Genomic DNA, 16,106 nt, shown 5'->3' on the forward strand with positions numbered 1-16,106 from the left:
ATTATCAATACTATTTATTTAAAATTTTTTTTGGATTAGACTCCGCTCCGCTGGCCCGAGATGGGGTTCGGCTGGCTCAAAAAAACCAAAAAAATCTGTCGCAGGGGACGGGGCGTGAATTTCAAAAAAAATACAATTGCGTTGGCGGTGGGGTCGGCGATCGGTCTGCTCAACTGCGCATGGGCGGCTGAAGAATCCGATGCTTCCAACACTCTGGAAATCGCTCCGATCACGGTGTCGGGGGAAAAGATCGACCGTACCCTTGAGCAGACTCAGTCCAGCGTCGTGGTAGTGACTGAAAAGAACCTGCGCGAGCATGCCGACAAGGACCTGGTGGATGTATTTGCCCGCACGCCAGGCGTCTATAGCCAGGCCGGCAACGAGAACTGGGGTATCCGTGGCGTGCCGGTGTCCGGTTTCGACGACCAGGGCCCGGCGGCCCTCAACGGTGCGGTATCGGTGTATGTCGACGGTGCCGTACAGCCCAACCGCGCACTGACCCTCAGCCCGGTCCCGCTCTGGGATGCCGAGCAGGTCGAGGTTTTCCTGGGGCCGCAGTCCACCACCCAGGGCCGTAACTCCCTGGCGGGTGCGGTGGTCATCCGGACCAAGAACCCCACCTTCGAACCGAGTTTCTCGGCGCAGACCAACGTGGGCAACTACGGTGAGCACGGTGCTGCCGTGGCGGGCGGCGGCTCGATCATCGACGACAAGGTCGCGGGCCGTATCGCCGTGGACTATGGCGAAGGTGATGGCTACATCCGCAACACCGCCCTCAATGACGACGCCAACCCGCGTCGCACCAGCAACGTGCGCGGCAAACTGCTGATCCTGCCCAATGACGACACCGACGTCCTGCTGACCTACGCCCACAGCGAACACCGCCAGGGCGACCGTTCTACCATGCGCGTCAACGGCAAGCCGAGCTATTACGACATCTCTTCCAACACAAAGGCTTTCGACAACCTCAAGCAGGACACCCTCAGCGCCAAGGTGGACTATCGCCTGAACGACGCGTGGTCGCTGACGAGCATGACGGCCAATACCCATACGGATTACAGCAACCGGTTGGACTCTGATCAGACTGCCTCGCGAAATATCGTCATTCTGCGTAAGCATGACGGCGATTTGTTTAGTCAGGAATTGCGTTTGAATTACGCCTCGGACACGGTGAAGAGTTTCGTCGGTGCATACTATGGTCATAACACCAACAACTTCGACGACCGGAGGTTTAACAACGACTTGCCGGCTGGCAACGTCAAGGGTGATACCAGCATCGAGAACAAGGCGATATTTGGTGAAGTCAACTGGACGTTTGCCCCACGCTGGACCTTGATCACCGGCCTTCGTTACGATCACGAGACGAACGATACTGACGTTGAACAGGACAGTTTCTCTACCTCTGAACAAGTCAAAAAGTCGTTTGATGCGGTACTGCCGAAACTCGGTGTTGATTACGAGCTGGCCACGGATCAGTATCTCGGCTTCATGGTGCAGAAGGGCTATCGTGGTGGCGGTGTCAACGTCCGCGCAGGTAGTAGTCACCAGGCTTACGATCCGGAATACACCACCAACTATGAGCTGTCTTACCGCGGTTCGTTCTTCGACAAGACCCTGCGTACTCGCGCCAACCTGTACTACACCGACTGGAAAGATCAACAGGTCAGCGTGATTGAGCCGAACACCGAGGTTCTTAATGTTTTCAACGCCGGTCGCAGTGATATCAAAGGCCTGGAAGTTTTTGTCGAAAAAGATATCACCGAACAATTGACCCTGAACGTCGGTGGTGCCGTTACCGATAGCAGGTACAAAGATTTCGTCGCTGACGATGGACAGGACAGAAGTGGCGAATCGTTTCTCTATTCGCCCAAGTACAAGGTGTCGGTCGGTGGCGTCTATCGCTTCGATGACCGCTTCACTTTCGGCACCGATGTTACCTACCAGAGCACCGCGCCTTCGGAATACGAGTTCGACGCCAGCGGCAAGGTGAGCGGTGAGCGCCGTAGCGACAACTACGTACTGGTGAACTTCAACACCGAGTACAAGGTGACCAAGAACGTTGCGGTGTCCGCCTACGTGAAGAACGCTTTCGACAAGGAATATGTCACCGTCAACCGCAGCGGCGACACCCTCGACGTCGGCGCGCCGCGTACGTTGGGCATGATCCTGCGTTACGACATGTAAACCCACGAGCGCGGGGAGGCAATCTCCCCGCGCCTGGTTTGCAACGTCACGGATGTTTGTTTTCAGGCTGTTTGTTCCCTTCCAAACCCAGCCTCCATGGAGGAAATCATGAATACTTCTTCGAATGCCACGGCGGGTGGCGCGCAACAGCTACGTCTGTTGCACACCGGTCTGTCGACCCCTTACTGCCTCGATCCGACCCCGTTGCTGGAGCGTCAGCAACAGCAGGAATCCAATGCCCGCAGTTATCCGCGACGCATCCCCCTGGTGCTCGAAAGGGCCCACGGCATCTATGTACAGGACAGCCGAGGGCAAGTATTCGTCGATTGCCTGGCCGGCGCCGGGACCCTGGCGCTGGGCCACAATCACCCGGTCATCATCCAGGCCATCACCCAGGTCATGGCGGCGGGTGTGCCGATGCATACTCTGGACCTCATGACTCCGGTCAAGGACGCATTCGTCCAGGAAATTTTCGGGTGCCTGCCGGCCGAGTTCGCTCGTAACGCACGCATCCAGTTCTGCGGCCCCAGCGGGGCCGATGCGGTCGAGGCCGCCCTCAAGCTGACCCGCACCGCGACAGGGCGTCACTCGGTCCTGGCGTTCGAAGGCGCCTATCACGGCATGACCCTGGGCACGCTGGCCATCAGCGGCAACCTGTCGCCGAAAAACGCCCTGGGCGCCCTGATCGCGGGGGTGCAGCGCCTGCCATACCCCAACGATTACCGTTGCCCGTTCGGCGTCGCCGGCGAGCAAGGAGTCACGTTGAATGTGCGTTACCTGGAGCACCTGCTCAACGACCCGGAAAGCGGTGTGACCGCGCCGGCGGCGATGATCCTCGAACCGATCCAGGGGGAGGGCGGCGTGATCGCCGCGCCTGACCGCTGGCTCCAGGAACTGCGCCGGCTGACCCAGGCCCACGGTATTCCCCTGATCGTCGACGAAATCCAGTGCGGCATCGCCCGCAGCGGGCGCATGTTCGGCTTCGAGCAATCGGGCATCACGCCGGATGTGATCACGTTGTCCAAGGCCATCGGCGGCGGCCTGCCGCTGTCGGTCGTGGTCTACAACGATTCCCTGGATGTCTGGCAGCCGGGGGCCCACGCCGGAACATTCCGAGGCAACCAGCTGGCGATGGCGGCGGGCACGGCGACCTTGCGCTTCATCCGCGATGAGGGCCTGGTGAAGCACGCCGAATCCATGGGGGCGCATCTGCGCAAGCACCTGCTGGCCCTGCAAAGCGAGTTCGCCTGGATCGGCGATGTGCGTGGTCGTGGCCTGATGCTCGGCATGGAAGTCGTCGATCCCCAAGGCACTGCGGACGTCCAGGGCCATCCGCCGGTGGACACTGCCAGGGCCAAGGCCTTCCAGCAGGCTTGCCTGCGACATGGCCTGATCCTCGAACTGGGAGGCCGTCATGGCGCGACCGTGCGCTTCCTGCCGCCGCTGATCATCACCGAGCAGGAGATCGATTTCGTCGCGCAAATCCTGTTCCGTGCCGCCAGCGCGATCAATGAGCGTCCGGCTGGCTGATCGGACACCGTACAAGGCCTGCCTGCCATGGCAGGCCTTTTTCATGGACAGGGAGCGACGATGCCCAGGGTTCTTGCCTCGATGAAACCCGCCTGGCTGATGCTGGCGGTGCTAGGGATAGGCGGTTGCGGCGAGCCGAAGCCATCCAACGAACGTAACGTGCCGGTACCCCGGGTCAAGACGCTGACGGTACAGCCGCAGGCGTTGGCCATGACCACGGAGCTGCCCGGCCGTATCGAGCCGGTACGCATTGCCGAGGTGCGCGCCCGCGTGGCCGGTGTGGTGCTGACCCGGCACTTCCAGGAGGGCGCCGACGTCAAGGCGGGGCAGTTGCTGTTCAGCATCGACCCGGCGCCGTTCAAGGCCGCGTTGATGCGCGCCGAGGGGGCGTTGGCCAGGGCCGAGGCGGATGTCTATCGGGCCAAGGCCCAGGCAAGGCGCTTCAAGGAACTGGTGGCGATCAATGCCATCAGCCCACAGGCCTTCGACGACGCGGTCTCGGACCTCAAGAGTGCCGAGGCCGATCGCCTCACCGCCCGGGCCGACCTGGACAGCGCCCGGCTCAGCCTGGGGTACTGCCAGGTGCGGGCGCCGATCGATGGTCGTATCGGCCGGGCCCTGGTCAGTGAGGGATCGCTGGTCGGGCAGGACGAGGCCACGCAGATGGCGCGGATCCAGCAACTGGACCCGATCTATGCCGATTTCACCCAATCGGCCGATAAAGTCGTGGCGCTGCAGCAAGCCCTGGCCGACGGCCGCCTGACCCAGGATGGCAGTGGCTCGGCGCAGGTGACCGTACAGGTGGGCGACCCACCCCAGGTGCGACATGGCAAGTTGATCTTTTCCGATATTTCCGTCGATCGCAGCACCGGCCAGGTCACTCTGCGTGGCGAATTTGCCAACCCGGACAACCTGCTGTTGCCCGGCATGTATGTGCGCGTCAAGGCGCCGGCCGGCGTCGATCCGCAGGCGTTGTTCGTTCCGCAACAGGCGGTGCAGCGCGGTGCCGATGGCCAGGCCCGGTTGATGCTGGTGGACAGCGGCGCGGTGGTGCGCGAGCGGGTGGTCAGCACCGGTGTAATGCAAGGTTCCAACTGGCAGATCACCCAGGGGTTGTCGGCCGGCGAGCGGGTCGTGATCGAACGGGCCGACAAGCTCGGCGCCGGGACCCAGGTCAGCCCTATCACGCTGGCCGAGCAACAGGCCCAGCACTGACGGTCAAGGAACAACAACCGTGCCGCAATTTTTCATCAATCGTCCGAATCTTGCCTGGGTCATTGCCCTGTTCATCGTGCTGGCGGGGCTGCTGACCCTGCGTACCCTGCCGGTCAGCCAGTACCCGGACGTGGCTCCACCGCAGATCAGTGTCAGCGCCAATTACCCCGGGGCGTCCGCGCAGATCGTCGGCCAGAACGTCACCAGCCTGATCGAGGAGGAGCTCAACGGCCTCAAGGGCTTGATCTATTACGAGTCCACCAGCGCCAATGGTGGGGCCGATATCACCGTCACCTTCACTCCGGGGACCGACCCCGACATGGCACAGGTCGATGTGCAGAATCGCCTGCAGCGAGTGATCGGGCGGTTGCCTCAAGCCGTCATCGAGCAAGGCCTGAAGGTGGAACAGGCGCGCTCCAACTTTCTCCTGGTGTATGCCCTGTCCTATGTCGACGGACAGGCCGACTCCGTGGTGCTGGCGGATTATGCGGCCCGGGCCATCAACAACGAAATCCGCCGGGTGGCCGGTGTCGGGCGGGTGCAGATGTACACCTCCGAACGGGCCATGCGGATCTGGGTCGATCCCGCCCGCCTCGTGGCGTACAACCTGTCGATGGCCGATGTCGGCCGGGCCATTGCCGCGCAGAACGTGCAGGTGCCCGCCGGCAGCACGGGAGAACGGCCGGGGCCCGCCGAGCAGCACATCACCGCCACCGTGATGGTGCAGGGGCAACTGGAGTCGGTCGAGGCGTTCGGCAATATCGTGTTGCGGGCCAACGACGACGGCTCCAGTGTGCGAATCCACGACGTGGCGCGGGTCGAACTGGGGCGCAAGGACTATCGTTTCGACGCGCGCCTGAACGGCAAGCCTGCCGCCGCCATGTCGGTGCAGCTGGCCCCCGGCGCCAACGCGCTGCAGACCGCGCAAGCGATCAAGGCGCGGCTTGGGCAACTGTCGAGTACATTGCCGGCGAACATGGCCCTGAGCGTGCCTTATGACACTTCCTACTTCGTCGATGTGGCGATCGAGCAAGTCCTCTACACCCTGGCCGAAGCCATGGTCCTGGTGTTCCTGGTCATGCTGCTGTTCCTGCAGAACCTGCGTTACACGCTGATTCCCGCCGTGACCGTGCCGGTCTGCCTGCTGGGAACGATCGCGCTCATGGCGCCGTTGGGTTTCTCCATCAACATGATGACCCTGTTCGGCATGGTCCTGGCCATCGGCATCCTGGTGGATGACGCCATCGTCGTGGTGGAAAACGTCGAGCGGCTGATTTCCCGCGAGCACCTGTCGCCCGGGGAGGCGACCCGCAAGGCCATGCAGCAGATCAGCGGGGCGATTGTCGGCATTACCCTGGTGCTGTCCGCGGTATTCGTGCCACTGGCGTTCATGGGCGGATCGGTGGGAGTGATCTACCAGCAGTTCGCCATGACCTTGTCGATATCCATCCTGTTTTCCGGGTTCCTCGCCCTGAGCCTGACGCCCGCCCTGTGCGCGACCCTGCTCAAGCCCCACGACCCGACCCGCCGGGCCGGCGCTCATCGCTGGGCGCACGCCTTCAATCGGCGCTTCGATGCCCTGGCCGAGCGCTTCGAGGGACTGGGAGCCAGTTGGGTCCGACGGTCCGGGCGCAGCATGGCTGTCTACCTGGTGTTGCTGCTGGTACTGGCCTTGGCCTACCTGCGGCTGCCAACCTCGTTCCTGCCGGACGAGGACCAGGGCTACATCGTCACCGATATCCAGTTGCCGCCTGCGGCGTCCGCCTCTCGTACCGATGTCACGGTCCGGGCGTGGGAGGACTATGCCCTGGCGCAACCGGCCACCGAGCACGTGCTGGCGATCATGGGCTTCAGCTTCTCCGGGGAGGGCGCCAATGCGGCGCTATCCTACGTCACCCTCAAGGACTGGTCGTTGCGCAGCAGCGGCCAGGCCAGCGACGAAGTGGCCGAGCGGGCTAACGAGGCCTTCGAGGACATTGCCGACGGTACGCTCTACAGCGTGGTGCCGCCGCCGGTGGATGGGCTCGGTACGTCCGGTGGTTTCGACTTGCGCCTGCTGGACCTGGCGGGCCGGGGGCACGAAGCGCTATCGAAGGCGCGTGACCAGTTGCTCGAGGGCGCCAAGGCATCGCCGCAGATCGGGCATCTGTCGGAAGACGGCCTGGCTGATGCGCCCCAGATCAATGTCAGCATCGACCGTGAAAAAGCCGAGGCCCTGGGGGTGAGTTTCGACGTGATCAGCTCGGCATTGGCCGCCGCCCTGGGCTCGGAGCAGATCAACGAATTCGCCAATCAGGGGCGGATGCAGCGGGTGATCATCCAGGCTGACGGCGTCAGCCGGCAGACGCCCGAAGCGCTGCTGCGCCTGCAAGTGCCCAACCGGCAGGGGCGCCTGGTGCCGCTGGATGCCTTCAGTCGTTTCGAGTGGCAGGTCGGGCCCCTGCAGATCGCCCGCTACAACGGCTCGGCGTCGTTGCGTTTTTCCGGAGAGCCGGCGCCGGGGTACAGCACCGGCCAGGCGATGGAGGCGTTGCAGGGCATCGCGCGGCAGTTGCCGTCCGGGTTCAGCCTGGAGTGGGCGGGGCTTTCCCTGCAGGAACAGCAAGCCAGCGACCAGGTCCCCTGGCTGGTGGGCTTGGCATTGACCATGGTCTTGCTGGTGCTGGTCGCGTTGTATGAAAGCTGGTCTATTCCCTTCGCCGTGTTGCTGGTGGTGCCGCTGGGCATGCTCGGTTCGGTATTGGCGGTGACGGTGATGGGCATGCCCGATGACGTCTATTTCAAAGTAGGGCTGATCACCATCATCGGCCTGTGTGCAAAGAACGCCATCCTCATCGTCGAGTTCGCCAAGTCCCTTCATGGCCAGGGCGTCAGCCTGGCGCAGGCGGCGGCCCGGGCGACCCGCCTGCGCTTTCGGCCGATTGTCATGACGTCCCTGGCTTTCATCCTGGGGGTATTGCCCCTGGCGTTGGCCAGCGGCGCCGGAGCGGCGAGCCAGCGTGCAATCGGCGTCGGTGTCATCGGCGGCATGCTGGCGGCGACGGTGCTGGGCATTCTGTACGTCCCGGTGTTTTTCGTCTGGGTGCTGTCCATCGCCCAACGGCGACGTGATCGCCGGGGGCCGGTCAGCGCGCCAGTGCCCGGGGAAGCGGGGCCATGACTCGCACCGCAGGCTGACAAGGGCAACGCGACGGCCGGGAGCGGTCGTTTCCGGTTTTACCAGGTAGGTGTTGAAAAGGATTTCTCATGAACGACCCATCGGCCTCGTTGCCGCGTATCAGACCACAGCAACCCTCCCTCGGCGTCGGCCGAGGGCTTGCCGAGGATGATCGCGACACGAATCGACGTATCCGTGAATTGCTGCGCTTCTATGGGCTGCGCACCAGCCTGATTCGTTTGAAGGTGATCGAGGCCATGCTGGTCGCGGCCAGGGCGGATCATGCCCTAGAGGTGCGTGAACTGCATGCCGCCCTGGGCGAGCCTTGCGCACAGCTGTCATTCATCAGCGTGAGGGAAGTGCTGCGGCGCTTATGCGAGGAGGATGTCGTTCTCCTGCGGGACAAGCGTTACAGCTTCACCGTCGACGCCCGGGCGATGTTGCACCTGGACACTGGTCAAGCGTTCGGATGAGGTTGTTCACTGCACAAAGTGCAGCGCCCGCGCCCTTTTTACGGGGCGCGGGCGCTTGAGCGGACCGGCGTGCAATCACAAACGCATGCCCTGGAACGGGTTCCAGCCTTGCTCGCCTTTGACTTCCTTGAGGTAGTAAGCGTAGTTGGTCATCAACGCGTAGGTCATGGAGAACGCGATGCTCAGGCCGGTATTCAGAGGCCTTGGCACCTCCATGCCCATGATGGCGAAAAGCACGCTCAGCGCGATGTTGATGGCGATGATGAGGCCGATCATGGCCAGGTTCTTCTTCCACAGCCCCAGGACGAAGAGATAGATCGGGCCAAAGAAGAAGGCGATGATGTTGGCGTTGATGAGGATCTTTGTCCTGAAGTCGGGCAGCTTTTTCATCGCTTCCTTGTAGCGCGGGTCGCTCGGCGCTCCGTAGGTGTCGAAGAAGTTGAAGCGCTCCTGCCACTTGGCACTGTATTTGCCGCTATCTTGCAACTGTTCGGTGGTGCTCATCCGGGGCTCCTTGGGGTCCATGAGGGGGCAATCGTTCTTCCGGGATTTTCCTGTGCTTGCGCTGCAAGCTTTATAAGCGTTGGGGCGAAAAAATACTCCACCGCCTGCCCGTGGGACCGCCTGATCTGTGACCCGTATCACTTTCCTGCGCACACCGGCCCGCCCTCATTCGGAACGTGCCCATTGTCTGGCACGGCAATTACGTCTAGTTTGCTGCCCGACCCTTAAATAAAAACCAGCGTACAAAAAAATCAGGAGTCCCAGATGCAACCGATTCGTCTCGGTCTGGTGGGCTATGGCAAGATCGCCCAGGACCAACACGTTCCCGCCATCCAGGCCAACCCCGCCTTCCAGCTGGTGGCCGTCGCTACCCAGGGCAAGCCCTGCGCCGGCGTGGAGAATTTCCAGTCCCTGGGCCAGTTGCTCGATAACGGCCCGCAGGTCGATGCCATTGCGTTCTGCACGCCGCCCCAGGGTCGATTCGCGTTGGTGCAGCAAGCGCTGGCCGCAGGCAAGCATGTCCTGGTGGAAAAGCCGCCGTGCGCCACGTTGGGCGAAGCCATGGAACTGGTGAGCCAGGCGCACAAGCACGGTGTCAGCGCGCTGTTCGCCTGGCATTCTCGCTACGCGCCGGGAATCGAAGCCGCTCGCAACTGGTTGGCCACCCGGACGTTGCAGAGCGTGCAGATCGACTGGAAGGAAGACGTGCGCAAGTGGCATCCCGGCCAGGCGTGGATCTGGCAGCCGGGTGGCCTGGGTGTGTTCGATCCCGGAATCAACGCGCTGTCCATCGCGACCCATCTGCTGCCCTTGCCACTGTTCGTCGAATCTGCCGAGCTGCGGGTTCCGGACAATTGCCAATCACCTATCGCCGCCAGCATCAGGATGTCGGATGCACGCCACCTCGATGTCCGGGCGGAGTTCGATTTCGACCATGGTCATGATGAGCTCTGGAGCATCGAGATTCGCTGCGCCGAGGGTGTCCTGCGGCTGGACAACGGTGGCGCGTTGTTGAGTATCGATGGCGTGCGCCAGGCCGTTTCGGAGGAAGGGGAATACCCGGCGGTGTATCGGCATTTCCGGCAGTTGATCACGGACAAGGCCCGCGACCTGGACCTGCAGCCCTTGCGGCTGGTGGCGGACAGCTTCTTCGTGGGCAGCCGGACGCTGGTCGAACCGTTCTACGATTGAAGATCGGGCAACGGCACTGCACCCATTGGCGTGGCAAGGTCATCGCCAGGCCCCATGTGAGGCTGCCGGACACTGCGACTCGCTCGCAGAGTCCGGCAGCCTTTTTCATGTCATGCCAGCTGGAACGGCAACTGGCGTAGCGGCTTGCCCGTGAGGCTCGCGATGGCGTTGGCAAAAGCAGGTGCCAGGGCCGGCAGGCCGGGTTCACCCATCCCCGTGGGAGGCTCGGCGCTGGGTACGACATGGACGGCGATGTCCGGCATGTCGGTGATGCGCGGCACGCTGAAGTCGGCGAAGTTGCTCTGCTGCACCACCCCGTCCTTCAAGGTGACAGCGCCGCCTGGCAGGCACATGGACAAGCCCATCACGGCCGCGCCCTGTACCTGGGCTTCCACGCTGCGCGGGTTGACCACCAGGTTGCAGTGCACGCCAGCGGTGGCGCGATGCAGCACCGGGCGACCGTCTTGCACGGAGGCCTCCACGACATAGGCCACCACGGAACTGAACGACTCATGGACCGCCACGCCCCAGGCATGGCCGGCGGGAAGCTGACGCTTGCCATATTCGCTCTTGTCCACGGCCAGTTGCAGGGCCGTGCGATGGCGAGGGCTTTGGTCGCCGAACAGCTTCATCCTGTAGGCCACCGGATCCTGCCGGGTGGTGCGGGCGATTTCGTCGATCAAGGTTTCCATGACGAAGGCGGTGTGGGTGGAACCCACGCTGCGCCACCAGAGCACCGGTACGTTGAGTTTGGGATGATGGACCGTCAGGCGCATCGGCAGCGGGTAAGGGTTGCGCATGCCCTCGGTCGCGGTAGGATCGATGCCGTTTTTCACCCGGCCACCGAACAGGGTGCCGCTGAGGATCGACTGCCCGACCAGGGCGTGGTCCCAGGCCAGTACCTTGCCGTTGTCATCGAAGCCTATTCGCGCGCGGTGCAGGTGCATGGGCCGGTAGTAGCCGCCCTTGATGTCGTCTTCCCGGCTCCAGAGCGTGCGTATCGGGACCTCCAGCCCACTGGCGCGGGCAGCCTTGGCCACCTCGCAGGCCAGGGCGACGAAATCGCCGCTGGGGACACCACGCCGGCCGAAGCCTCCGCCCGCCGTCTGCACGTTGACCAGGACCTGTTCCGGCTTGAGATTCAGCACCTTGGCGGCCACGCTCCCATCGCCGCCGGGAAACTGCGTGCCGACCCACAGGCGGGCGCCATCGTCGGCAAGCTGCACGGTGCAGTTCAGGGGCTCCATGGGGGCATGGGCGAGGTAGGGGAATACGAATTCGGCTTCGAGCTTGTGCGGTGCGGTGGCCAGGGGCGCCATGTCGGCCTCGAAATGCAACGGGCCGGGCTGGCCGGCGAGTTCCCGGTACTGGACCAGTTGCTTGTCGCTGTCGACTTTCTCCAAGCCAGCCAGGTTCCATTCCAGCTTCAAGGCGTCTCGGGCGAGCTTGGCTTGCCAGTAGCCATCGGCGATGACCGCCACGCCTTCGGCACCGCCATCCAGCGGCACCCGCACCACGGCTTTCACGCCCTTGGTGGCACGCGCCGCGCTGTCGTCCAGGGAGCTGATTTTCGCGCCGAATACCGGTGGCCTGGCGACGACGGCCGTAAGCTGCCCAGGCAGGTGCATGTCGATGCCGAAATCCTGCTGGCCGCTGCTCTTGGCCTTGGCATCGATGCGGGTGGTGGCCTGGCCGATGATGCGGAAGTCCTTGGGGTCCTTGAGCGTGATCTGCTCGGGCACGGGCATTTTCATTGCGGCTTCGGCCAGTTCCCCATAGCTTGCCTGGCGTCCTCCAGGCCCCAGCACCTTGCCAGATTGCGTGCTCAGGCTCGCCACGTCCACGTTCCAGCGCGCGGCCGCGGCGGCAAGCAGCATGGCGCGAGCGCGGGCGCCGAGTTCGCGGTATTGGATGTAGCTGTTCTTGATCGAATTGGAGCCGCCGGTGAGGTGGATGCCGAAGATCGGGTCCTGGTAGGCGGCGTCGCCGTTGCCGTTGCGACTGCGCACCAGGCTCCAGTCGGCATCGAGTTCTTCGGCGAGAATCATCGGCAGGGCGGTCTGCACCCCTTGGCCGAACTCCAGTCGATTGATGATCACGATGACCTCTCCGCTGGGGGCGATCTGCACGAAGGCAGACGGTTGCTGGGCCGGTTTGAGAGGGGCGCCGGCAGTGTCGTCGGCCTGTTGGGCCATGGCCAGGTGCGGAAAGGCACCCAGCGCCAGCCCGCCGATGCCGACGATCTTCAGGAAACTGCGACGGGGCAGGGTGGTGGGGCCGTCGGCAAGATCGCGCTCGAACATAGGCTGCAAGGCGCGGGGAACCTCACCGGGAAAGATGTCGTTCAGCATGACGAGCTCCGATCAGGCAAGGGCCTTGGCGGCATCAGCCACCGCGGCGCGAATACGGGCATAAGTGCCGCAACGGCAGATATTGCCGGCCATGGCTGAGTCGATTTCAGCCGCGGTGGGTTGCTTGCCCTTGGGTTGGGCCTTGAGGAAAGCGGTGGCACTCATGATCTGGCCGCTCTGGCAGTAGCCGCACTGCGCCACGTCGTGCTTGACCCAGGCTTCATGGACGGCGGTGCCGACCGGATCGCTGCCGTTGGTGGCCGCTTCGATGGTGGTGATGTGCTTGCCTTCGGCGGCGGCAATGGGCGTCACGCAGGAACGAATGGCCTGGCCATCGAGGTGAACGGTGCAGGCGCCGCACAGTGCCGCGCCGCAGCCGAACTTGGTGCCGGTCATGCCCAGCGTGTCGCGCAGGGTCCAGAGGATGGGCGTTCCAGGGTCTACGTCGACCGTGTATTCACGGCCGTTGATAGTGAGTGCACTCATGATGGGCTAGCTCTCCGGACAAGAGTGGGTCAGTGCTTGGATACGACGCGTGTTGAAGACAAGGGGAGGCCGGTAGCGGAAGGTCAATCTGGCCCACTTCCGCTGTGGACACACCGCATCATCAGGCTTTGCACGAAAAGCCTTGATACTCGCTCATGCTGCGTTGAAAACAGCCTCGCCTGAACTTCGTCTCAAGACTTTTCGTATAGAGCCTGGCGCCGTGACTCGATCAGATACCGATTTGATGTGAATGACTCTAACCCACTATAGAAGTCATTGCGTTAGACCGGATTGCCTGATCCTCTCGAATAATTGCCTGATCTGGCAAATTGGCGGGTCAGTCGAATCGAAGTTGTCGATAGCCGCTTCGCCTCATCCAGGGCTCCTGAGGGCGCTAGGCTCGGTACGGAAAGCCTTGACACTCGTTCAGGCTGCGTTGAAAACCGCCTCGCCTGATCTTCGCCTCAAGACTTTTCGTACAGAGCCTGACTGTCAGGATTCAGCGCGTTGAGCGTCTGTTCGATTCGTGATCGGCCGTTGCGGCCGGGGCAAGTTCCGGGAACTGCGCCAGCAGCGCCTTGTTCCCGGCGGCGATGAGTTTCTTCACTGCCTGGGTGATGTTGAGTCGGACCATTCCGGTGGAAATGGAATACATGGCCCAGGCTTGTTCGGGTGTGCAATGGATGATTTGCTCTTCAATTTCCTTATAGGCCTTGCGGTCGTCTGACTCCGGATAGCCCTGGTGGTTACTTTGGTGCATGAATGGATTCCTTCCCTCTATGACAGCCCTGGCGTCGGGCTGTCTTTTCCCTGGGTGACGTTCATGGCTTCAGATAGCCGCGTCAGAACTGCAGCGGTTCTCCCACCCTGGGCGCTGTCTGAAAAGCCTCAAACAGAGCCTGATTCAAGCGTTGCAGGAGGCGTCAACGACAACTCCGTCAGATCAAGTGCCGCTCTTTACCTTGGTCCAGACCCGGGTGCGGATGCGCTCCAGTTTCAAGGGCAGGGGTTCGAGAGGAACCAGTGTGGCAATCGTCTTCTTGTCCGGATAGATCCAGGGATTGTCGCGCAGCTGTTGCTCGACGAATTCCGTGGCGTCTTTATTGGCGTTGGGATAGAGGGTGTGATTCGAGGTCTTGGCGATGACTTCCGGACGCAGCATGTAGTTGATGAATGCCATGCCTTCCTTCGGGTGGGGGGCGTCTTTCAATAGAACCAGGTTTTCCGACCAGACCAGCGCACCTTCGCGGGGAAGGCTGTAGGCGATCTTGCGACCAGTGTTGTTCTTTTCGTTGATGGCCTGCGCCGCAAGCGCACCGTTTGCCCAGCCCACGACCGCGCAGATATTGCCATCGGCCAGGTCGGCGTCGATTCGCGACGAGTCGAAATAGAGGACGTAGGGACGGATTTTCAGCAGCAGCGCCTGGGCCTTCTGGTAGTCGTCCGGATTCTTGCTGTTGCTTGGCAGCCCAAGGTAATGCAAGGCAATGGAGATGATCTCGCTGGGAGAGTCGAGCATCGCCACGCCACACGACTTGAGTTTGCTGATGTTCTCTTCCTTGAAGATCAGGTCCCAGCTGTCCACCGGCGCATCGTCGCCCAGGGCGGCCTTGATCTTGTCCACGTCATAACCAATGCCGGTGGTCCCCCACAGATAGGGCACGGCATAGCGGTTGCCTGGATCATTGACTGCCAGTTGGGCCAGGATGTCAGGGTCGACATGGGACAAGTTGCCGAGCTGGTTGCGATCCAGCGGTTGCAGCACACCTGCCTGGATGAGGCTTGGCAATACATTGGAGGTGGCCACCACCACATCGTACCCTGTACGCCCGGCCATCACCTTGCTCTGCATGATTTCGGCGCTGTCGAATGGGTCCATGTGGAATCGGGTGCCGGTTTCCTGCTCGAACTCTTTCGGAGTCTGCGGTGCGATAAACCCGAACCAGTTATACAGATACATCGTCGGTTCTGCGGCACCCGCCGAGCTGTTTATCCCGATACAAAGAAGCGAAGCTGAAAGAATGCGGCGCAGGCGCGACTTGCTCATACAACTATCCTTGTCAAGGCGATGGCCTTCATGGCCGTCGTAACCCGGGACCGAATATACCCCGCATTGACGAATAGTAAATACCTACGAATACTTATCCGCGCCCGACGAATCCCTAACCCTAAAGGGGTAGAAAATGCCGCTCGACCTTCACAGCCTGGCTTGGCATCGATCGATCGGACAACTGATCATGCGGTTGAATCGTCCAGAGTTCTGGAGCTCTCTTGTCCGTCTTTTGAATGAACATGTGCAGGTCGATAACTGGGTCGTATTGATTTTCAGCAATCAGCAAGTTCAAGTGGTCAGCCTTCCTGAAGTGGCCGACACGGAAGAAGTCGATGCGTTCATTCATCGCTATGTAAAAGGGCTCTACATGCTGGACCCGTTCTATATAGCCGATCGGGAAAATCCGCAGACCGGTTTCTTCCATATGTTGGATGTGGCGCCGGAGCACTTTCTCGAGACAGAGTATTACCACCAGTATTTTGAACAGTACATCTCGGTGGATGAGGCGCAATACAACGTCAAGCTCGATCCCGAAAGAACGCTATGCGTGTCCTTCGGCAGCAATGTTCGCTTTACCCAGGAACAAATCACGACGCTCGATATCATCAAGCCCTGGGTGACAGCGTTGATGCACCAGCGCATGGCTTTTGAAGTTGACGTGGCAAAACATCCTGGCGAGCCAGCACCCTGGCCAGAGACCATCGCCTCGCTGGGGGCACAGATCACCGTGCGTGAAAAAGATGTGCTCAAGTTGTTATTGAGTGGCTTTTCAAACAAGGAAATCGCAGGAAAGCTTTCCCTGTCGGCGGAAACCATAAAAGTGCACCGTCGTAACATCTACGCCAAGTTGAATATCAAGTCACAGTCCGAATTGTTTGCACGATTCTTTACCTCCAAGCAGGACGCCATGGCGTTGAGTTGAGGCCGGTATGCCTTTGCAGAATGAGCAGAGGCACCGCTAT

General features: G+C 61.7%; 12 protein-coding genes. 7 read left to right on the forward strand and 5 right to left on the reverse strand.

Features of this window, described 5'->3' with window-relative positions:
- Positions 1–114: 114 nt before the first annotated feature.
- The 5 genes from BLP99_RS15265 to BLP99_RS15285 all read left to right on the forward strand — a co-directional run bounded on the left by BLP99_RS15265 (position 115) and on the right by BLP99_RS15285 (position 8,559).
- The gene (locus tag BLP99_RS15265; RefSeq protein ID WP_072398413.1) at positions 115–2,184 is read left to right on the forward strand and encodes a TonB-dependent receptor; all 2,070 of its coding nucleotides are present in this window, start codon (positions 115–117) and stop codon (positions 2,182–2,184) included.
- A gap of 108 nt (positions 2,185–2,292) precedes the next feature.
- Positions 2,293–3,714 (forward strand): diaminobutyrate--2-oxoglutarate transaminase, encoded by a 1,422-nt coding sequence (locus BLP99_RS15270; protein ID WP_083532849.1) that lies wholly within the window; start codon positions 2,293–2,295, stop codon positions 3,712–3,714.
- A 60-nt stretch (positions 3,715–3,774) separates the two neighbouring features.
- Entirely contained in the window at positions 3,775–4,929 is a 1,155-nt protein-coding gene (locus tag BLP99_RS15275; RefSeq protein ID WP_072398398.1) for an efflux RND transporter periplasmic adaptor subunit, read from the forward strand.
- Positions 4,930–4,948: 19 nt separating this feature from the next.
- Positions 4,949–8,089: a multidrug efflux RND transporter permease subunit gene (locus tag BLP99_RS15280; RefSeq protein ID WP_092180717.1), complete on the forward strand. Its 3,141-nt coding sequence runs from the start codon at positions 4,949–4,951 to the stop codon at positions 8,087–8,089.
- 86 nt (positions 8,090–8,175) lie between these two features.
- Complete coding sequence (locus BLP99_RS15285) at positions 8,176–8,559, forward strand: hypothetical protein (RefSeq protein WP_072398396.1); 384 nt, start codon at positions 8,176–8,178, stop codon at positions 8,557–8,559.
- Between the two features lie 75 nt (positions 8,560–8,634).
- On the opposite strand, the gene BLP99_RS15290 is transcribed toward BLP99_RS15285, so the two are convergent.
- Positions 8,635–9,063, reverse strand: a complete 429-nt coding sequence (locus BLP99_RS15290) for a DUF2628 domain-containing protein (protein ID WP_072398395.1) — start codon at positions 9,061–9,063, stop codon at positions 8,635–8,637.
- Between the two features lie 264 nt (positions 9,064–9,327).
- Between BLP99_RS15290 and BLP99_RS15295 the strand changes: the two genes are divergently transcribed.
- On the forward strand, positions 9,328–10,254 hold the full coding sequence (locus BLP99_RS15295; protein WP_092180720.1) for a Gfo/Idh/MocA family protein: 927 nt from the start codon (positions 9,328–9,330) through the stop codon (positions 10,252–10,254).
- A 110-nt stretch (positions 10,255–10,364) separates the two neighbouring features.
- On the opposite strand, the gene BLP99_RS15300 is transcribed toward BLP99_RS15295, so the two are convergent.
- The 4 genes from BLP99_RS15300 to BLP99_RS15315 all read right to left on the reverse strand — a co-directional run bounded on the left by BLP99_RS15300 (position 10,365) and on the right by BLP99_RS15315 (position 15,138).
- Positions 10,365–12,605 (reverse strand): xanthine dehydrogenase family protein molybdopterin-binding subunit, encoded by a 2,241-nt coding sequence (locus BLP99_RS15300; protein WP_092180723.1) that lies wholly within the window; start codon positions 12,603–12,605, stop codon positions 10,365–10,367.
- Between the two features lie 12 nt (positions 12,606–12,617).
- Entirely contained in the window at positions 12,618–13,091 is a 474-nt protein-coding gene (locus BLP99_RS15305; RefSeq protein WP_072458945.1) for a (2Fe-2S)-binding protein, read from the reverse strand.
- Between the two features lie 499 nt (positions 13,092–13,590).
- Positions 13,591–13,851: a hypothetical protein gene (locus tag BLP99_RS15310; RefSeq protein WP_072398391.1), complete on the reverse strand. Its 261-nt coding sequence runs from the start codon at positions 13,849–13,851 to the stop codon at positions 13,591–13,593.
- A gap of 183 nt (positions 13,852–14,034) precedes the next feature.
- The gene (locus tag BLP99_RS15315; RefSeq protein WP_072398390.1) at positions 14,035–15,138 is read right to left on the reverse strand and encodes a polyamine ABC transporter substrate-binding protein; all 1,104 of its coding nucleotides are present in this window, start codon (positions 15,136–15,138) and stop codon (positions 14,035–14,037) included.
- 136 nt (positions 15,139–15,274) lie between these two features.
- Between BLP99_RS15315 and BLP99_RS15320 the strand changes: the two genes are divergently transcribed.
- Positions 15,275–16,066, forward strand: a complete 792-nt coding sequence (locus BLP99_RS15320; RefSeq protein WP_072398389.1) for a helix-turn-helix domain-containing protein — start codon at positions 15,275–15,277, stop codon at positions 16,064–16,066.
- The last annotated feature ends 40 nt before the right edge of the window (positions 16,067–16,106 follow it).

The organism is Pseudomonas sp. NFACC32-1 (assembly GCF_900101215.1).
GTDB lineage: Bacteria > Pseudomonadota > Gammaproteobacteria > Pseudomonadales > Pseudomonadaceae > Aquipseudomonas.